The organism is Nonomuraea ceibae, from assembly GCF_019396325.1.
In the GTDB taxonomy this organism is placed as follows: domain Bacteria; phylum Actinomycetota; class Actinomycetes; order Streptosporangiales; family Streptosporangiaceae; genus Nonomuraea; species Nonomuraea ceibae.
In genome coordinates this window covers 106,716-125,661 of sequence record NZ_JAHKRO010000002.1, presented here as the reverse complement: position 1 = coordinate 125,661, position 18,946 = coordinate 106,716, and the positions used below count along the sequence as shown (strand labels likewise).

General features: G+C 72.7%; 14 protein-coding genes. 10 read left to right on the top strand and 4 right to left on the bottom strand.

Translation table 11 applies throughout. The annotated features are described in order from the left end of the window. Positions 1 to 119 precede the first annotated feature (119 nt). Positions 120 to 1,751 carry an LCP family protein gene (locus tag KME80_RS02295; protein ID WP_219499691.1) on the bottom strand — a complete coding sequence of 544 codons (1,632 nt, stop codon included), beginning with the start codon at positions 1,749 to 1,751 and terminating at the stop codon, positions 120 to 122. A gap of 157 nt (positions 1,752 to 1,908) precedes the next feature. Then, positions 1,909 to 3,288 carry a hypothetical protein gene (locus KME80_RS02290; protein WP_219499955.1) on the bottom strand — a complete coding sequence of 460 codons (1,380 nt, stop codon included), beginning with the start codon at positions 3,286 to 3,288 and terminating at the stop codon, positions 1,909 to 1,911. Positions 3,289 to 3,387: 99 nt separating this feature from the next. Between KME80_RS02290 and KME80_RS02285 the strand changes: the two genes are divergently transcribed. The 3 genes from KME80_RS02285 (at position 3,388) to KME80_RS02275 (ending at position 7,431) form a co-directional block, all read left to right on the top strand. After that, a complete protein-coding gene (locus tag KME80_RS02285; protein WP_219499690.1) occupies positions 3,388 to 5,391 on the top strand; it encodes a glycosyltransferase family 39 protein in 2,004 nt (667 codons plus the stop codon). An 83-nt stretch (positions 5,392 to 5,474) separates the two neighbouring features. Further along, on the top strand, positions 5,475 to 6,368 hold the full coding sequence (locus KME80_RS02280; RefSeq protein WP_308125584.1) for a glycosyltransferase family 2 protein: 894 nt from the start codon (positions 5,475 to 5,477) through the stop codon (positions 6,366 to 6,368). Between the two features lies 1 nt (position 6,369). Beyond that, positions 6,370 to 7,431, top strand: a complete 1,062-nt coding sequence (locus tag KME80_RS02275; protein ID WP_219499686.1) for a glycosyltransferase family 4 protein — start codon at positions 6,370 to 6,372, stop codon at positions 7,429 to 7,431. Here the strand turns inward: KME80_RS02275 and KME80_RS02270 are convergent. Beyond that, positions 7,332 to 8,291: a lysylphosphatidylglycerol synthase domain-containing protein gene (locus tag KME80_RS02270; protein ID WP_219499684.1), complete on the bottom strand. Its 960-nt coding sequence runs from the start codon at positions 8,289 to 8,291 to the stop codon at positions 7,332 to 7,334. The two genes, KME80_RS02275 and KME80_RS02270, sit on opposite strands and share 100 nt — an antisense overlap. A gap of 159 nt (positions 8,292 to 8,450) precedes the next feature. On the opposite strand from KME80_RS02270, the gene KME80_RS02265 reads away from it, so the two are divergent. From KME80_RS02265 to KME80_RS02235, 7 genes are all read left to right on the top strand, one after another. Beyond that, the gene (locus KME80_RS02265) at positions 8,451 to 9,278 is read left to right on the top strand and encodes a class I SAM-dependent methyltransferase (protein ID WP_219499682.1); all 828 of its coding nucleotides are present in this window, start codon (positions 8,451 to 8,453) and stop codon (positions 9,276 to 9,278) included. 329 nt (positions 9,279 to 9,607) lie between these two features. Then, positions 9,608 to 10,453, top strand: a complete 846-nt coding sequence (locus KME80_RS02260; protein WP_219499680.1) for a lysylphosphatidylglycerol synthase domain-containing protein — start codon at positions 9,608 to 9,610, stop codon at positions 10,451 to 10,453. Between the two features lie 94 nt (positions 10,454 to 10,547). Next, positions 10,548 to 11,666, top strand: coding sequence for a glycosyltransferase family 4 protein (locus KME80_RS02255; protein WP_246643764.1), 1,119 nt, complete (start codon positions 10,548 to 10,550; stop codon positions 11,664 to 11,666). Between the two features lie 32 nt (positions 11,667 to 11,698). After that, positions 11,699 to 12,778 (top strand): mannose-1-phosphate guanylyltransferase, encoded by a 1,080-nt coding sequence (gene manB / locus KME80_RS02250; RefSeq protein WP_246643762.1) that lies wholly within the window; start codon positions 11,699 to 11,701, stop codon positions 12,776 to 12,778. Positions 12,779 to 12,808: 30 nt separating this feature from the next. Then, a complete protein-coding gene (locus KME80_RS02245; RefSeq protein ID WP_219499676.1) occupies positions 12,809 to 13,705 on the top strand; it encodes a DNA-3-methyladenine glycosylase family protein in 897 nt (298 codons plus the stop codon). 47 nt (positions 13,706 to 13,752) lie between these two features. Beyond that, a complete protein-coding gene (locus tag KME80_RS02240; protein WP_219499674.1) occupies positions 13,753 to 16,311 on the top strand; it encodes a bifunctional FO biosynthesis protein CofGH in 2,559 nt (852 codons plus the stop codon). 150 nt (positions 16,312 to 16,461) lie between these two features. Then, a complete protein-coding gene (locus KME80_RS02235; RefSeq protein ID WP_219499672.1) occupies positions 16,462 to 18,135 on the top strand; it encodes a substrate-binding domain-containing protein in 1,674 nt (557 codons plus the stop codon). A gap of 62 nt (positions 18,136 to 18,197) precedes the next feature. Here KME80_RS02235 and KME80_RS02230 read toward each other — a convergent pair whose 3' ends face one another. Next, positions 18,198 to 18,929, bottom strand: coding sequence for a lytic polysaccharide monooxygenase (locus KME80_RS02230; protein ID WP_219499670.1), 732 nt, complete (start codon positions 18,927 to 18,929; stop codon positions 18,198 to 18,200). Between the last annotated feature and the right edge of the window lie 17 nt (positions 18,930 to 18,946).

Genomic DNA, 18,946 nt, shown 5'->3' with positions numbered 1-18,946 from the left:
ACGACACGCGTGACGCGCCTTCACGGCGCGGGCGAGCCCAGTCGCCGACCCGAACCACGATATCCCGGTCCGGACGGTCCTGTCCTCCGGCGAGCCGGGTACACAGGCAACTTGGAGGGTCACACGCAGACGTTCTTCTGCTCCGATGCCTTGATCGTGGAGTTCTCCACGCTCTCGGAAAGCTTGGTCACCTTGACCGCCTTGAAGTCGGCCCCCACGATCAGCTGGACGACCGGGGCCCGCTTGGCCGTGGGCGTCGCCGCGCCGGTGGTCTGGGTCCCGGTGTAGGGCTCGGTGGTGGTCGCCCTGACCTTGCCCGCCTTGGCCTGGGGCGCGGGCGTGAGCTCGTCCGCGAGCGCGTCGGCGTAGTCGGCTCCGGTGGCCGCCGTCTTCGGGTAGTGCACCTCGGTCTTGGCCAGGCTCTGGCCGTCGGGCGACTGGTAGTTGCCGAGCTGGACGACCTTGAAGCCCTGCTTGGTGAGCTGGTCGGCGACCTCGCGGGCCTTGCCGGGCGTGGTGGTGCCGTTGAGCACCTGGACCTGCACCTGCTCGGGCTTGAGCGCGAGCTTGGGCTTGGCGCTGGCCGTCGGCTTGGGCTCGGCCTCCTCGATCTGCGTGTCGTTGATGATCGACTGGAACAGCTCGTTGGCGTCGGGCTGCTTCCACACCACGCGGTTCTCGTCCTCGGGGTCGGGGATCCACGGGATCGTGGTGAACTTGACGTCCTTGGCGGTCAGCTCCCTGGCGCTCATCGCGATGTCGATGAGCTTCTGCGGGTTGTTGGCCAGCTCGGGGTCCATCGTGACCGACTTGGCCGCCGCCGTGACGAACGAGGTGAGCTTGCCCGGGTCGGTGAGCAGGTCACCGCTCGTGGCCTTGGCGACGACCTTGCTGAGGAAGATCTGCTGGCGCTTGATGCGCTGGATGTCGCTGTTGTCGCCGTACTTGCGCAGCCGTACGTAACCCAGCGCTTGCTCGCCCATGAGCAGGCTCTTGCCGGGCGGCAGCTTCAGCTTGGAGTCCTTGTCGTCGACGCCGGACTTGAGGCAGATCTCGATGCCGCCCAGCGCGTCGACGATGTTCTTGAACCCGCTGAAGTCGACCTCGACGAAGTGGTTGATGCGGATGCCGGTGAGGGTCTCCAGCGTGGCGATCGTGCAGGCGATGCCGCCGGAGTTGTAAGCGGAGTTGATCATCGCCCGCTGGGGCGGCATCTCCTGCTTGGTCGTCTCGTTCTTGCACTTGGGAATCGTCACCATCGAGTCGCGCGGGAAGCTGATCAACCGCGCGGCGTCCCGGTTGGGGGAGATGTGCATGACGATGATGGTGTCGGTGCGCTTGCCGCCGGCGTCGGCGGTGCGGGCCAGCTCCTGGCCGTATCGGGCGTTGCCCTCGCCGGCGCGGGTGTCGGAGCCGACGAGCAGGACGTTCAGCGCGCCGGTGTCGCGGGGGCGCTCGGTGAGGATGTCGTCCTTGACGGCCTTCTGGTTGATGCTGCCGAAGGCGTCGCGGTAGACGGTGTAGCCGGTCAGGGAGCCGGCCACCATGACCGTGGTGGCGGCGATGCTCACCCAGGCGAGCATCCGCATCTTGTTGCCGCCGTTGCCGCGCCCCCTGCCCCGGTGGCCGCGCGGCGGATCCTCGGGCGGCGGCGGTGGGGCCGCCGCGGCCTGCCTGCGGGCCATGCGGCTTCCGGGCTGCGTCGAGGCGACCCTGCGGTCCTGCACGGACGCGCTCCTGTAGTCACTCATGCGCCCCCTAGCCTCGTCCTGGCTTGGTCGTACTGCGCCACGAGACTAGGTCACGTTCGGCGTGCCCGGGGCCATGACCGCGCGAAACGGCCGTGACACGGGCGTGATGTTTACCGGCCAAAGCATACTCAGAGGTGGACATTTCGGGGAATATTCTTTAGGAACTCTGAGGATTCCTACAGGTTAGCGCCGCCGCCAAACAGGCGAGCGGCACGACCGGCAACACGTAGCGATAGTCGAACTCCGCCACGGCCGGCGGTGTGACCAACAACACAACCGCCGCCGCCCACGGGGCCAGCCAAGGCGCCGGGCGCGTCGCGGCGCGCGTCCCCGACCACCTCCTGCGCGCCGCCACGGCGGGCGGGACCAGCAGGATCACCAGCAGCGCGGTGCCGGGCAGCCGGGCCACGTCCTGGTAGGCGCGCATCCAGCCCGCGTACGGCTCGGCGACCCGGGTGCCGATCTCGCCCCGCTCGTAACGCCGGGCGAGCTCCGCGCCGTGCCGCGCCGGATAGCGGCCGGGCGGAGGCGGTGAGACCGACGGGAACTGGTAGTAGCCGTAGATCTCCTGGTCGGGGTAGACCGGGCGGCCCCACACGAACGAGCGGCCCAGCTCCGACAGCACCGAGCCCGCGTAGTCGAGCGGCTGCGAGCGGACGGCCAGCAGCGCGAACCTGCCCGCCAGCGCGTCCGTCTCCCGCGTGAACGTGATGCCAGGCAGCTTGACCAGCGGCGCGTCCTTGGCCCAGATGTACTCCTGCGACGGCGGCCGCTGCTCCGGCGGCCGGGGATCGCACAGCACCCGCAGGTCCGGCGGCGGGTCCATCCGCTCACAGTCGGCGAACGACATCGTCCGGGCATAGAGGAAGACGCCGTTCGCCCCCACGATGCCGACCCGCTGATAGGTGGCGTAGAACCAGGCCCCGTACGCCACGACCGGCACCAGCGCCGCCGCCAGCATCACCACGGCCGGGCGGACCTGCCGCCGCAGCAGGAACCAGCCCGCCAGCAGCGCGATCAGCGGCAGCCCGACGGTCCTGGTCAGCGTGGCCGCGGCCAGCAGCAGGCCGATCGTGACCACCTTCGGCCGGTCGGCCAGCGCCAGCACGACCGCGAGCACGACGAGGAACATGAACAGCGTGTCGGAGACCAGCAGGTGCTCCAGCTCCACCTGGTAGGCGTCGAGCAGCACCGGCGCCGAGGCCAGCACCGCCGCCCACCGCCGCACCCGCCGCGCCGCCGCCCAGTAGACCAGCGCGCCCGTCGCCAATCCCAGCAGGTGCTGCACCGCGACCACCGCGCCGAAGGAGTGGAACGGCTCCAGCAGCTTGACGAACATCGAGTAACCGGCGGGACGCACCAGGTCCGGGCGCGGATGGAAGACGGTGACGATGTAGGTGTAGGAGTCGGGGAACCACAGCGCCGGGCGGAAGCCCAGCATCGTGACCACCCTGAGCAGCGCCCCGGCGGCCAGCACCCCCAGGAACCACCGGTGACGCCGCACGAACCGACCCGCCACCCGCACGACCTCCCGCATGTCCGGCACGCCGGTACGCTACCGGGCTTCCACCTGCGGGGCGTCATCGTGATGCCGTCGACGTGATGCCGTCGTGATGTTGGATACGCTCGCTGGTCGATGGAACTCGCCCGGACGCGCGCCCCGGCGGCGGGCCGGGTGCTCGCCGTGGTCACCGTGCTGCCCGCGCTCGCCGTGGCCGGGTGGCTGCTGGCCGGGCTGGGGCTGCTCCTCGCTGACGGCTACCGGCCGCTGCCCGCGTTCCTGATCGGGCTGCCGGTCGCGGCGGCGCTGTGCTGGGCGGGCGCGCGGCGGGCCGCTCCGCTCACCGCCACCGCCGGGCAGACGGCCACCGTGCTCGCCGTGGCGCTCGGGTCCGGGGCGTTCAACGCCGTCCTGCACAGCGAGCAGCTGCTCGTCCGGCGCGACCCGGCCACCTACGCGCAGTACGCCGTGTGGCTGGCCCGGCACGGCTCGCTGCCCATCGACCCGCGGGCGGAGGCGTTCGGCGGGCCGGACCCGGCGCTGGTGTTCGACAGCATCGGCTTCTACCGGGGCGACGGGGCGGTGGTGCCGCAGTTCATGCCGGGGCCGCCGCTGCTGTACGCGCTGGGGGAGTGGCTGGGCGGCATGCTGCTGACGCCCGCCGTGCTGGGGGCGCTGGCGGTGCTCGTGGTCGGCGGGCTGGCCGCGCGCCTGGTCGGCGGCTGGTGGGCGCCCGTGGCGGCGCTCGCGTTCGCGGTCAGCATGCCGGTGCTCTACACGTCGCGGACCACGTTCAGCGAGATCCCGTCGGTGATCCTGCTGTTCGGCGGGCTGGCGCTGGTGCACGACGCGCTGGAACGGGAGCGGCGGGCGCTCGCGGCGCTGGCCGGGCTGGTGTTCGGGCTGAGCGTGCTGGTCCGGGTCGACGGGCTGCGCGACGTGCTGCCCGCGCTCGCGTTCGCCGGGCTGCTCATCGCGCTGCGGCGGCTTCCCGGCCGCACCGGGCGGCTCGCCCGCGGCTCGGGGGCGGGGCTGCCGCTGCTCGCCGGGCTGCTGGCCGGGGCCGGGGCCGGGCTGCTCGCCGCCTACGTGCTGTCCCACCCCTATCTGAACTATCTGTCGCGATCGGTCGAGCCGCTGCTGCTGATCTGCGGCGCCGTGCTGTTGCTCACCGCCGCCGGGACGGCCGCCGCGCCCGCCCTGGCCCGGGTACGGCTGCCGCGCCGGCTGCCGGAGGCCGGGGCCGCGCTGGTCGTGCTCGTCATGGCGGGCCTGGCCGTACGCCCCTGGGTGCAGACCGTGCGCCGCGAGCCCGACAACGTCGACGACCGGCGGACCTTCGTCTTCATCGAGCAGATCCAGAAGGCCAACGGCCTGCCGCCCGACGGCTCCCGCCTCTACTTCGAGAACTCGCTGCACTGGGTGGGGTGGTACATCGGCGTCCCGGCGGTCGTGCTGGCCACGCTGGCCGCGGCGGTGCTGCTGCGCCGGCTGCTGCGCGGCAGGGAGACCGCCTGGCTGCTGCCGCTGGCGGTGATCGGCTGGACGACCCTGACGACGCTGCTGCGGCCGGAGATCACCCCCGACCACCCGTGGGCGGCCCGCCGCCTGGTGCCCGTGGTGATCCCCGGCCTGGTCCTGCTGGCCGTGTGGGGCGCCCGATGGCTGGCCCGGCGCTTCCCCCGGCGCTTCCCCCGACGGTGGGCCGCGCCGGTGCTCGCGCTGCTGGTGCTCGCGCCGCCGGTCTTCACGTCGATCGGCACCGCGTTCACCCCGGTCGAACGCGGCGAGGCGGCGGCGGTGGCGCGGATGTGCGCGCGCATCCCGGACGACGCCTCCGTGGTGATCGTGGAGCGGGTCACCGGCGACCGGTTCACCCAGGTCGTACGCGGCATGTGCGGGGCGCCCGCCGCCAAGGCGGACGAGGCGTCCGAGGACGACGTGCGCCGGGTGCTCGCCCGGGTGCGCGCGGCCGGCCGCACCCCCGTCGTGCTGGCCGCCGAATCCGGCCAGGTCGCGCCCTACGGCACTCCCCAGCAGGTCATGACCCTGGTGACGCGGCAGGACGAGCGCTCGCTGACCAGCCGCCCGGACGGCACCTGGTCGCTCCGCGTCAACGTCTGGATGGCGATCCCTTGACCTGATGTGGACCCGCGTTTCTGCGGGGCAGAGTACCCTCGACGCACGTGAGCACGCCTGAGACCCCCCAGAGTGGAAACGCCGTGGAAGAAGCGCCATACGTCACGATCGTCCTGCCCTGCTACAACGAGCAGGACCACGTCATCGACGAGGTCGAGCGCATCACCAAGGCCATGGACTCCAGCGGCTACACCTACGAGCTCGTCGCCGTCGACGACTGCTCGACCGACGAGACGCTGGCCAGGCTGCGTGAGGCCGCGCCCGGCTACCCGCACCTGCGCATCCGCGCCTTCCACCGCAACGGCGGCTCCGGCACCGTGCGGCGGATCGGCACGCAGGAGGCCAGGGGCGAGATCGTCGTCTGGACCGACGCCGACATGACCTACCCCAACGAGCGCATCCCCGAGCTGGTGCAGCTCCTGGAGAAGGACCAGACGATCGACCAGGTGGTCGGCGCGCGCACCAGCGAGGAAGGCTCGCACAAGCTGCTGCGCGTCCCGGCCAAATGGGTGATCCGCAAGGTGGCCGAGATGCTCGCCGGGCAGAAGATCCCCGACCTCAACTCCGGGCTGCGCGCCTTCCGCAAGTCGGTGGCCAGGCCCTACCTGCGGCTGCTGCCGCCCGGGTTCTCCTGCGTCACGACGATCACGCTGTCGTTCCTGATGAACCAGCACGACGTCCACTACGTGCCGATCGACTACGCCAAGCGGGCGGGCAAGTCGAAGTTCAGCTTCGTGTCCGACGCCTACCGCTACATCCTCCAGGTGCTGCGGATGATCATGTACTTCAACCCGCTCAAGGTGCTCATGCCGCCCGCGCTGTGGCTGGTCGGCATCGGCATCGCCAAGGGCGTGTGGGACATGATCGACACCCCCTTCTACCTGCCGTCCAACACGGTGATGATCTTCCTGTCCGGCCTGCTCATCGGCTCGGTGGCACTGCTGGCCGACCTGATCGTGCGGTCGCGGGGCGACTAGCGTGCGCATCGCGATCGTCGGCCCCACCTACCCGTACAAGGGCGGCGGGGCGCAGCACACCACCGAGCTGGCCCACCGGCTCGCGGCGCTCGGCCACGACGTGGTCATCGAGTCGTGGCGGGCGCAGTACCCGTCGTTCCTCTACCCGGGGCAGCAGACGATCTCCGCCCCCGAGGGCGTCCCGTACCCGAACACCCGGCGTGACCTCGACTGGCGGCGGCCGGACGGGTGGGTCGCCGCCGGGCGGCGGCTCCGCTCGGCGGACCTGGTGATCCTTGCCGTGCTCAGCCCGGTGCAGGTCCCCGCCTACCTCGGGATCCTGTACGGCATCCGCCGCAAGGCCCGGACCGTCGCGCTCTGCCACAACGTGCTGCCGCACGAGCGCAAGCCGTACGACCAGCCGTTGATGAAGGCGCTGCTCAAGCGGGTCGACGGGGTGCTGACGCACTCCGAGGAGCAGGCGGGGCTGGCCCGCGAGCTCACCGGCGGCCCGGTGCGCGTGGCCGCGCTGCCGCCGCACCTGCCCTCCACCCACGCCGGGCGCTCCGACGAGGTGCACCGGCGGCTGCTGTTCTTCGGCATCGTCCGCCCGTACAAGGGGCTCGACCTGCTGCTGCGCGCGCTGCCCGAGGGGATCGGGCTGACCGTCGCCGGGGAGTTCTGGGGCGGGCTCGACGAGACCCGGGCGCTGATCGACGAGCTGGGCCTGGCCGACCGGGTCGACCTGCGGCCCGGTTACGTGGCCGCCGACGACGTGCCGAAGCTGTTCGCCGAGGCGGACGCGCTCGTGCTGCCCTACCGCAACGCGACGGCCAGCCAGAACGTGTGGCTCGGGCACGAGCACGGCGTGCCCGTGATCGCCACCCGGGTCGGCGCGCTGGCCGACCACGTGACCGACGGCGTCGACGGGCTGCTGGTCGAGCCGGGCGACGTCGGGGCGCTGCGGGCGGCGATCGAGCGCTTCTACGCCTCCGGCGAGCCCGAGAGGTTGCGGTCGGGGGTCAAGGCCGTCGACCCGGCGCCGTTCTGGTCGGCGTACACCTCGACGCTCCTCGACGCCTGACGGCCCAGCAGGAACGCCAGCCCGGCCGCCGTCGCGTCGGCCAGCGTGAACGCCAGCCGCGACACCACGGCCACCGCGAGCGCCGCGCCGGTGCCGATGATCGGCTGCAGCACGAGCACCAGCGCGCCCTCGCGCACCCCGACCCCGGCCGGCACCACGAACGTGAGCAGCCCGGTCGCCCAGGCGAACGCGTACGCGCCGGTCGCGATCACGTAGAGGTCCCACCGGCCCGCGAGCAGCAAGGTGTGAAGCCCGTACACCAGCCAGCCCAGCGTGGTCCACGCCACCGCGACCAGCACCGTGCGACCGGGCAGCACGCTGTCGAGCGTGTCGCGGCGCGCCACCCGCAACGCCAGGTTGAGCCCCCACGTCAGCACCTTCGGGTGCAGGCACACGATGATGACCGGCACGAGCAGCAGCAGATACCACGCCTGGCGCACCGCCTCCTGCGACGCCAGCGTGGCCGCCGCGATCGCCAGGCCCACCCCCAGATTGATCACCAGCGCCAGCGAGATGCACGCGAACGTCCGGCGCGGCGGGCTCCCGTGGTCACGGCCGAGCTCCATCATCGCCGCGTACGCCCACACCGCGCCCGGGATGTACTTGCCGAGCTGCCCGACGAACATGATCCGCCCCGCCACCCGCACCGGCAGCGGCGACCCCAGCCCGGCCAGCACCTGCCGCCAGGCCAGCAGCATGCAGAACTGCCCGGCCAGCACCGCGCCGAACGCCCCCGCCACCGCCCACGGCGAGATCCCCGCCACGGCGTCACGGGTCGCGTCCCAGTTGCTCGCCAGGCCGTAGCCGAGAAAGCCGAGTGCGACCAGGGCCAGCACAACGCGCAGCAGTCGGCGGATCACCCGCCCAAGGCTACTTCAGCAACGGTGCCCGAGATAGGCCCACGAACGCCGTGACCAGCACGTCCTCGAAGCGCCCCGGCCGGCGATTCCCCGGCGGGCCGCCGTACCGAAGCCCCGTTCGACGGCCGGGGGCGGCGAGCGCGGGTACTGTTGGGCGGCGTGGGAAAGCAACGGGTCGCGCAGCTGGAATACTCCGAGTTCCAGTCCGCGATGCTCGACGAGGCGAAGCGCAGGCGCAAGGCCGCGAAGATCATCGCGGTGCTTGAGCACTTCCACGGACCGCTCGGCGGGCTGACCGTGGGCGACGTGGGCTGCTCGGCCGGGTTCATCGCCGACGAACTCGCCGCAGCCGGGGCCGGGCACACGCTCGGCATCGACATCGACGTGCCGGGGCTGCGCAAGGCCGCCGACCGGTTCGGCGAACGGGTCGCCTTCGTGTGCGGCGACGGCACCGCGCTGCCGTTCCCCGACGGGTCACTCGACGTGCTCGTGTTCAACCACATCTACGAACACGTGGTCGACCCCGACGCCGTGGTCGCCGAGATGCACCGGGTGCTCTCCGACGACGGCGTCCTCTACCTGGGGCTGGGCAACCGGCTCGGCATCATGGAGCCGCACTACAAGCTGCCGTTCCTGTCCTACCTGCCGCCCGCGCTCGCCGACCGCTACGTGCGCGCCTTCGGGAAGGCCGACCACTACTACGAGCGCTTCCGCACCCGGCGCGGGCTGCGCCGCATGCTGCGCGCCTTCCACGTGTGGGACTACACGTTCCCGGTGCTGGCCACGCCTGGCCGCTTCGCCGGAGGTGAGCTGTTCCCCGGCGCCCTGGGGCGGCTCGCCCAGACCGTGCTGGCCCGTACGCCCCGGGCGGCGCTGCGGCTGCTGCTGCCGCTCGTGCCCACCTACCTCTGGGTCGCCACCAAGCGCCCCCGCCTCCCGGCCGGCGCCCCCCTTCCGCAGCCCCCGGAGCGGATCCCCCCACTGTGACCCGCCCCGACGACCCCACCCCCGCTCCCCGGCCCGTCCCCCCGACCACGGACGCCCCTTGGGGAGAGGGCGCCCCATCGGGTGAAGCACGGCCCCTCACGGATGCGAAACCCCACGGGGACACGACGCCACCTGCGGGCGCTCGCCCTCTCGGGGAAGCGCGACCCCGCGCCGACGTGGGACCCAGCGGGGAGGCGGAGCCCTCCGGGACTGCCCCGTCCACAGGGGAGGGCGCGCCCTCCCCGGAGGGCCAGTCCCGTTGGGAGGGGGAGCCCTCTGGGGAGGGGGCGAGGCGTCCGGGCCGGAAGGGGCGGGGGCTCAAGAGGGCGGTGCGGCTGGGGTTCCTGGGGGTGGCGCTCGGGTTCGGCGGGTGGGCCGTGGCGTCGCAGTGGGATGCCGTGGCGGCAGGGTTCGCCGCACTGAGCTGGCCGATGCTGGGCGGGGCGCTGGTGGCCGTGGTGGGCGCGCTCGTGGGGGCGATGCTGACGTGGCGGACGCTGCTGGCCGACCTGGGGTCGAGGCTGCCGCTGCGCCCGGCGGCGAAGGTGTTCTTCGTGGGCCAGCTGGGCAAGTACATCCCCGGCGCGGTGTGGCCGATGCTGGCGCAGATGGAGATGGGCCGCGACCTGGGGGTGCCGAGGGCGCGCAGCGCGGCGGCGTTCTTCCTGATGATGCCGATCCAGCTGGCGACGGGCCTGCTGGTGACGCTGGTGACGCTCGGATGGGACCGGTTCGGGTGGCTGCTGCTCCTGGTGCCGGTGCTGCTGGTGCTGCTGGAGCCCCGGGTGATCAACGGGGTGATCGGGTTCGGGCTGCGGAGGTTGCGGCGGGAGCCGTTGGAGCGGCCGTTGACCCGGCGGGGGATGCTGACGGCGCTGGGCTGGGCGGTGGCGGGGTGGACCTGCTACGGGGTGCACCTGTATTTCATCACTCCGGATGTCGGCCTGGTGTTCGCCGTCGGGGCTTTCGCGTTGTCGTGGTGCCTGGGCATCATGACGTTCGTGGTGCCGGCGGGGGCGGGGGTGCGGGAGGCCGCGATGGTGGTGGCGCTGGCTCCGGTGATGGACAGCGGGCGGGCGATCGCGGTGGCGCTGTGCTCGCGGGTGGTGATCGTTCTGGGCGATCTGATCTGTGCCGGGCTGGCGGGAATCGCTGCACGGCGGGACTCAGTGTGATTTGGGCCACGATTTAGGGGACGCTGGTCATAAGCTGAACGAAGAGGGGGACGTGGAGTCCCGACGTTGATCTTGAGGGGAGAAGATCTACGTAATGCCTCGAGTGCTCGTCGACGCGGCGGCGGTCCCGGCCGACCGCGGCGCGCTGATCAGGTACGTGGACGGTCTGGTGTCGGCTCTCGACCGGGCGGGAGCCGATCTTGCGGTGGTCTGTCAGCGGGCCGACGCCGAACGCTACACCCGGCTCGCGCCTTCTGCCCGGATCATCCCGGGCCCGGTCTCCATCACCAACAGGGCCGCGCGGCTCGCGTGGGAGCAGACGGGCCTGCCGCTGCTGGCCCGCCAGGCGGGGGCCGAGGTGATCCACGCTCCTTATTACTCGATACCGCTCCGGTCGGGCCTGCGGACGGTCGTCACGGTGCACGACGTCTCCTGGTTCACCGAGCCCGACCAGCACAGCGCGGTGAAGGCGTCGTTCTTCCGGTCGGCGACGCGCACCGCCGTGCGGCACGCCAACCGGGTGATCGTGCCGTCGAAGGCGACGCGGGACGAGCTGGTGCGGGTGCTGGCCGCCGACCCGACCCGCATCGACGTCGCCTACCACGGGGTCGACCAGGAGCTGTTCCATCCTCCGACGGAGGCGGAGGTGCGGCGGGCGGCCAGCCGGTTCGGCCTGCACGGCCAGTCGTACGTGGCGTTCCTGGGGGCGCTCGACCCGCGCAAGAACGTGCCGAACCTGGTGCGGGGCTTCGCCGCCGCGGTGGCGGGCCTGGCGGATCCGCCGGCGCTGGTGCTGGGCGGCGGCGTGCACGAGGACGACGTCGACGCCGCCTGCCGGGAGGTGGAGGCCACGGTCAAGGTGGTACGGCCGGGCTTCCTGCGGGCGCCTGACCTGCCGGGATTCCTCGGCGGGGCGCTCGTGGTGGCGTTCCCGTCCAGCAGTGAGGGGTTCGGGCTGCCGGTGCTGGAGGCGATGGCCTGCGGCGCGCCGGTGCTGACCACCCAGCGCACCTCGCTGCCCGAGGTCGGCGGCGACGCGGTCGCCTACACTGAGCCGGACGCCGACAGCATCGCCTCCGCGCTGGCCCAGCTCCTGGCCGCGCCGGAGCGGCGAGCGCAGCTTCGGGAGGCGGGTCTGGCCAGGGCCAGGGAGTTCACCTGGGAGGCCTCCGCGGAGGCGCACCTCAGCTCTTATCAACGCGCAGTCGAATAGTTGGGTACCCTCGCACAGTTATGGAGAGCTCTTTGCCGGATCTAGAGGCGATCCTCCTGGTCGGGGGACAGGGCACGCGCCTGCGTCCGCTCACGCTGGGCACGCCGAAGCCGCTGCTGCCGACCGCCGGAGTGCCGTTCCTGGCCCACCAGCTGGCGCGGGCGCGCTCGTTCGGGGTGCGCCGGATCGTCTTCGCGACCTCGTACAAGGCGTCGATGTTCGAGCCGGTGTTCGGCGACGGGTCGGCCCTGGGGCTCTCGCTGGAGTACATGACGGAGGAGACGCCGCTGGGCACGGGCGGCGCGATCCGCAACGCCGCCGAGGCGCTGTCGTCGCCGCCCGACGCGCCGGTGCTCATCCTCAACGGCGACATCCTGTCCGGCCATGACATCGGTGACCAGGTGCGGGCGCATCTGGCGCGGGAGGCGGCCGTGACGCTCCACCTGACCGAGGTGGAGGATCCGACGAGGTTCGGCTGCGTGCCCACGGACGGCGACGGGCGGGTGACCGCGTTCCTGGAGAAGACTCCCAACCCGGTCACCAACCGGATCAACGCGGGCTGTTACGTGTTCACCCGGTCGGTGATCGACCAGATCCCGCGTGACGAGGTGGTGTCCGTCGAGCGCGAGACGTTCCCGGGGCTCATCGAGTCGGGGCGGCTCGTGCTGGGCTACGCCGACCGCACGTACTGGCTCGACGTGGGCACGCCGAGCGCGTACGTGCAGGGGTCGCGTGACCTGGTGCTCGGCAGGCTGGCGTCGCCGGCGCTGCCGGGGCCGGCGGGCGAGTGGCTGGCGCTCGACGGCGCGCTGGTGTCGCCGGAGGCGAAGGTGCAGGGCGGCACCGCGGTCGGCGCCCGCACGGTGGTCGAGGCGGGCGCGACGGTCGTCGGGTCGGTGCTGGCCGACGACTGCGTGGTCGAGGCGGGCGCGATCGTGACCGACTCGGTGCTGGGGCAGGGCGCGCGGGTGTGCGCCGGCACGGTGGTGCGTGACGCCGTCATCGGCGACGGGGCCGTGGTGGGGCCGGGCAACGAGCTGCAGGCCGGGGTGCGCATCTGGCCGGGCATCGAGCTGCCGGAGCGCGCGGTCCGCTATTCGAGTGACGTCTGACCTGCTCGTTCCGTGCCGCAGACTGGATGGGTGAGGGAGCGTAGCTGGGCGCCCGCCGGGCCGCTCGACGTGGGCCTGGCGTTGGCGGCGCACAAGCGCGGCGGGGGCGACCCGGCCTGGTGCCGGACCCCCGACGGGGCCGTGTGGCGCACCTCCCGCACCCCTGACGGGCCGGTCACGCTGCGGGTGACGGTGGCCGGCGGCCAGGTGCACGGGCGGGCGTGGGGGCCGGGCGCGGAGTGGGCGCTGGAGTCGCTGCCCGCGCTCGTGGGCGCCGACGACGACCTGTCGGGTTTCACCGCGCGGCATCCGGTCCTGGTCGAGGCCATGCGCGCGCACGCGGGCGTGCGCATCGGCCGTACGGGCCGCGTCATGGAGGCGCTGGTCCCGGCGGTGCTGGAGCAGAAGGTCGTCGGCCAGGAGGCGTGGCGCGCCTGGCGCTACCTGCTGCGCCACTTCGGCGAGCCCGCCCCGGGCCCCGCGCCCGACGGGATGCGGGTGGCGCCCGAGCCGCAGGTGTGGCGCGAGATCCCGTCCTGGCACTGGCACCGGGCCGGGGCCGAGGCGGTGCGCGCCCGCACGATCGCCACCGCCGCCTGGCACTCCGCCAAGCTGGAGGCCGCCGCCACCAGCGAGGAGCTCGACCGGCTGCTGCGCGCGCTGCCGGGCATCGGCGTGTGGACCTCCGCCGAGGTGCGCCAGCGGGTGTTCGGCGACCCGGACGCCGTCAGCGTGGGCGACTTCCACCTGGCCAAGATCGTGGGCTACGCGCTGACCGGGGAGAAGACGGACGACCCGGGCATGCTGCGGCTGCTGGAGCCCTACCGGGGCCACCGGCACCGGGCGGCGCTGCTCATCACGCTCACCGGCCGCCGCCCGCCGGCCCGCGGCCCGAGGATGGCCGCGCGCGACTATCGGTCCTTCTAGAAGCCCTGGGTGCGGTACGAGAACTCAGCGCGTCGTAGTGTGCCGCTATGAGTCTTGTCAGTGATTCCGCGTTCCGCCGCGCGCTCGCCCGTGCCCGTGACGGCAAGGCGCTCGACGCCGCCGAGGCCACCGTGCTGCTGCAGGCACGCGGCGACCACCTGGACACCCTGCTCGACCACGCCGCCCGCGTACGGGACGCGGGGCTCGCCTCCGCCGGCCGCCCGGGGGTGATCACGTACAGCAGGAAGGTGTTCATCCCGCTGACCAGACTGTGCCGGGACCGGTGCGGCTACTGCACGTTCGCCACCGCGCCGCACAAGCTGGAGGCGCCGTTCCTCAGCCCGGACGAGGTGCTGGAGATCGCCCGGCAGGGCGCGGCGATGGGCTGCAAGGAGGCGTTGTTCACGCTCGGCGACCGGCCGGAGGACCGGTGGCACCAGGCGCGCGAGTGGCTCGACGCGCACGGCTACGACGACACGCTGTCGTACGTGCGCGCGATGGCGGTGCGGGTGCTGGAGGAGACCGGGCTGCTGCCGCACCTGAACCCGGGTGTGCTGAGCTGGCGTGACCTGCAGCGGCTCAAGCCGGTGGCGCCGTCGATGGGCATGATGCTGGAGACGACCTCGCGGCGGCTGTTCGAGGAGAAGGGGCAGCCGCACTACGGCTCGCCCGACAAGGACCCGGCGGTGCGGCTGCGGGTGCTGGAGGACGCCGGGCGCAGCAACGTGCCGTTCACCACCGGCATCCTGATCGGCATCGGCGAGACCGTCGAGGACCGGGCCGAGTCGCTGTTCGCGATCCGGAAGGTGGCGCGCGAGTACGGCGGCGTCCAGGAGGTCATCGTGCAGAACTTCCGCGCCAAGCCGGACACGGCGATGCGCGGGCTGCCGGACGCCGACCTGGAGGAGCTGGCCGCGACCATCGCGGTCGCCCGGCTCGTGCTGGGCCCGCGGGCGCGGGTGCAGGCGCCCCCGAACCTGGTCGACGCCGAGTACGCGCTGATGATCCGCGCGGGCATCGACGACTGGGGCGGCGTGTCGCCGCTCACCCCCGACCACGTCAACCCCGAGCGCCCCTGGCCGCAGATCGACGAGCTGGCCGCAAGGACCGCCGAGGCGGGGTTCCGGCTGCGCGAGCGGCTGACGGTCTACCCGGAGTACGTCAGGGCCGGGGAGCCGTGGCTGGACCCCCGCGTCATGGCGCACGTGGCCGCGCTGGCCGACCCGGAGACCGGCCTGGCCAGGCAGGACGCGGTGCCGCAAGGGCTGCCGTGGCAGGAGCCCGACGGCGGGTTCGCCCCCACGGGCCGGGTGGACCTGCACGTCGAGGTGGACACCACGGGCCGGACCGGCGACCGGCGCGACGACTTCGACCACGTCTACGGCGACTGGGAGGCGCTGCGTGAGCGGCTGCCGGCCGCCTCCGGGCGCGGCGCCGTGCCGGGCGACGTCAGGGAGGCGCTGCGGGCCGCCGAGCGCGACCCGGCGGGGCTGACCGACGAGCAGGCGGTGGCGCTGCTGTCGGCCGACGGCGACGCGCTGGAGGAGCTGGCCGGGATCGCCGACGAGCTGCGCCGCCAGGCCGTGGGCGACGACGTGACGTACGTGGTCAACCGCAACATCAACTTCACGAACGTGTGTTACACCGGCTGCCGGTTCTGCGCGTTCGCCCAGCGCCGCACCGACGCCGACGCCTACACGCTGAGCCTGGAGCAGGTCGCCGACCGGGCCGAGGAAGGCTGGCTGGCCGGGGCCACCGAGGTGTGCATGCAGGGCGGCATCCACCCCGACCTGCCCGGCACCGCGTACTTCGACCTGGCCAGGGCGGTCAAGGAGCGCACGCCGGGCATGCACGTGCACGCTTTCTCCCCGATGGAGGTCATCAACGGCGCAAGCCGGACGAACCTCTCCATCGAGGACTGGCTGCACGCCGCCAAGGAGGCCGGGGTCGACTCCCTGCCCGGGACGGCCGCCGAGATCCTCGACGACGACGTGCGCTGGGTACTGACCAAGGGCAAGCTGCCCGCCAAGGAGTGGATCGAGGTCATCACCACCGCGCACCGCGTCGGCATCCCGACGACCTCGACCATGATGTACGGGCACGTGGACGACCACCTGCACTGGGTCAGGCACATCAAGCTGATCAGGCGGCTGCAGGAGGAGACCGGCGGGTTCTCCGAGTTCGTGCTGCTGCCGTTCGTGCACACCAGCGCGCCGATCTACCTGGCCGGGGTCGCCAGGCCCGGCCCGACCGCCCGCGAGAACCGGGCCGTGCACGCCCTGGCCAGGATTCTGCTGCACGGCGCCATCGCCAACATCCAGTGCTCGTGGGTCAAGCTCCAGGACGACCTGTGCCGCCAGGTGCTCCAGGGCGGCGTGAACGACCTCGGCGGCACCCTCATGGAGGAGACGATCAGCCGGATGGCCGGCTCGGAGAACGGCTCGTACAAGACCATCAGCGAGCTGCGCGCGATGGCGGAGGTCACCGGCAGGCCGGTCCGGCAGCGCACCACCGAGTACGGCGTGCCGAGCGAGGAGCGGCTGGCCGCCTCGGCCGCCAGCGACGGCGTGTGCCAGAGCGTCAGGCGGGTCCTGCCGCTGGCCTAGATATAACAAGTTCTATCGCCTCTTGCGCCGGTCGTGGGAGGCGCTGGGACAATCGACACCCCCCTTCAAGTGAGGTGCACCGTGCGGTTAGGGCGACACCGCGCCGCGCTGTCTCCCAGGCAGAGACGGAGGAAGGCGCTCCAACGCGGCATGCTGGCCGGCCTGGCGGCCGTGGCCGTGCTGGCCGGCGGGATCGTCCTGGTGTCCGGCGGCACGGGCGCGCTGTGCACCGCGCGAGAGCCTGTTCTGGTCGACGTGGCGGCGGCGGTGGACGTGGCGCCCGCCGTGATGGAGGCGGCGGGGCGGTTCAACGGCACGCGGGCGAGCGTGGGCGGGCGCTGCGTGCTCGTCCAGGTGACCGAGCAGCCGCCCGCCACCGTGCTGCGCACGCTGATCGGCGACCGGGCGGGCGTGCTGCGCGAGCGGCCCGACGGCTGGATCACCGACTCGTCGGCGTGGATCCGGCTGGCCCGCAAGCAGGGCGCGCGGTCGCTGCCGGCGGGCGAGCGGGTGGTGGCGACCTCGCCGCTGGTGTTCGCCACCCGGTCGTCGCTGGCCGAGCGCTTCGCGGTGGGCAACACGGAGATGAACTGGCGGATGGTGTTCCCGCCGACGCTGCGCGGCCGGCTGACGCCGACCGAGGAGGAGCCCGACGTCGTACGGGTGCCGGACCCGTCGCTGGCCGGGGCCGGGATCGCCACGGTGGCGGCGGCCCGCGACGTCGTCGGCGCCGGGCCGGAGGCCGACAAGGCGCTGACGGCGTTCGTGCGGTGGGCCCAGGCCGGGTCCGCGCCCGACTACCGCAGCATGCTGGAGGCCGTCGACGACCGCACGTTCTGGAAGCGGCCGGTCGTCATCGTGCCGGAGCAGTCGGTGCGCGAGCACACCGGCCGGGGCCCGTCGGCCGATCCGGTCGTCGCCCTGCACCCGCGCGAGGGCACGATCACGCTCGACTACCCGTACGTGGTGACCGCGACCGATCCGGCCGTCGCGGAGGCGTCCGCCGCCTTCGCCGCCTGGCTGGGCGAGCCGCAGGCGCAGGAGATCGTCCGCCGGGCCGGGTTCCGCTCCGGCGACGGCTCGCAGGGGCCGCTCGCGCCCGGCCCGGACGCCACGCCCCGGGTGCGGCCCTCGGTGTCGCCGGAGGACATCGACGAGGCGCTGCTGGCCTGGAGCAGGCTGGCCCCGCCGACGAACATCCTGGTGCTCAGCGACACCTCCAAGCACATGGCCGAGCCCCTGGGCGACACCACCCGCGTCGAGGTGGCGCTGGCCGCCGCCAGGACCGGCCTGGCGCTCTTCCCGAACTCGACGCACATGGGCCTGTGGGAGTTCGCCGACCGGCTCGGCGGCAGCGAGGACCACCGGGAGCTGGTGAGCCTGGGGCCGATCGACCGGCCAGAGAGCGGCCAGGTCGTCAGGCGCAGCCGGCTGAACGAGCTCACCGGCACGATCACCGCCCACCCCAAGCGCGGCAGCTCGCTGTACGAGGCGATCCTGGACGGCTTCCGCAAGGTGGGCGCGGCGTACCGGGAGGACATGAACAACACGCTGCTGGTGATCACCGCGGGCAGGGACGACGGCGGCGGGGTCTCCCAGGCGGAGCTGCTGGCCGAGCTGCGCGAGGAGTGGGACGCGGACCGGCCGGTGCAGATCGTCGTCATCGCCTTCGGCAAGGACGTCGACCGCGCCGGGCTGACGGCCGTCACCTCGGCCACCAACGGCTCCCTGCACGTGGCCCAGGAGCCGGGCGAGATCATCGACGTGTTCCTCGCCGCCCTGGCCCGGCGCCTGTGTCACCCGACCTGCCGGCCGGGGGCGTGACGAACCCGGGCATGGAGAAGGGGGCGCCCAGGTGGGCGGGCGCCCCCTTCGGTCATTTCAGGTCAGACCCTGCCCCATAGGGCGGGGACGTTGGGCGGCTCCCAGCCGTTGATCGCGGTGTGCGGCTGGAGGCAGCGGTAGGTGGCGCCGCCGTAGGTGACCGTCGAGCCCGCGGTGTACGCGGTGCCCGCGGTCCAGGTGCCGCCCGGGGGGTTGGTGGGCGTGTCGGTCGGCGTCGGGGTCGGGGTCGGGGTGGGCGTGGGCGTCGGGGTGCCGGGGCCGCCGCCGCCGACCTGGAGGTCGATGCAGGCGTAGAAGGCCATGGCGGTGTCGGCGATGTTCCAGATGGCCAGCACCTTCTGCCGGCCGGGGAACTGGCTCAGGTTCACAGTGTGTGACACCGATGCCGGGGGTCGCTTGCCGCCGTCGTTGAAGACGGCCACCCGGGTGCCGCCGACGTAGTACTCCCACGTGCTGGTGGCGTGCTGGACGGTGAGCCGCCAGTTGAAGTTGACGCTGGTGCCCACCGAGGTGACGGGCCACGGCTTGCTCTCATCGCTGAGCTGGGCGAACCGCCCGACTCCGCCGTGGCAGTTGCGCTGGCCCTTGGGGCCTTCGACGCTCTGCGGCTCGTAGATGATGTCGCCGCAGTTGGCGACGCGCCCCTGGGCGCAGTGGGCCTGGCGGCTGGGCGGCGAGTTGACGTACCCGTGGGCCAGGGCCGGTGAGGTGTTGAAGACCACCGTGGCGACCGCAATCGCCACGACGGAGAGTAACGTGAGCAACCTCTTCATCTAGTGGCTCCTCTACT

Bases quoted from the DNA above. Each gene is read 5' to 3' on its own strand.
- KME80_RS02285 (WP_219499690.1), top strand. From the start codon at position 3,388: ATGGAACTCGCCCGGACGCGCGCCCCGGCGGCGGGCCGGGTGCTCGCC.
- KME80_RS02290 (WP_219499955.1), bottom strand. From the start codon at position 3,288: ATGCGGGAGGTCGTGCGGGTGGCGGGTCGGTTCGTGCGGCGTCACCGG.
- KME80_RS02240 (WP_219499674.1), top strand. From the start codon at position 13,753: ATGAGTCTTGTCAGTGATTCCGCGTTCCGCCGCGCGCTCGCCCGTGCC.
- KME80_RS02235 (WP_219499672.1), top strand. From the start codon at position 16,462: ATGCTGGCCGGCCTGGCGGCCGTGGCCGTGCTGGCCGGCGGGATCGTC.
- KME80_RS02255 (WP_246643764.1), top strand. From the start codon at position 10,548: ATGCCTCGAGTGCTCGTCGACGCGGCGGCGGTCCCGGCCGACCGCGGC.
- KME80_RS02230 (WP_219499670.1), bottom strand. From the start codon at position 18,929: ATGAAGAGGTTGCTCACGTTACTCTCCGTCGTGGCGATTGCGGTCGCC.
- KME80_RS02295 (WP_219499691.1), bottom strand. From the start codon at position 1,751: ATGAGTGACTACAGGAGCGCGTCCGTGCAGGACCGCAGGGTCGCCTCG.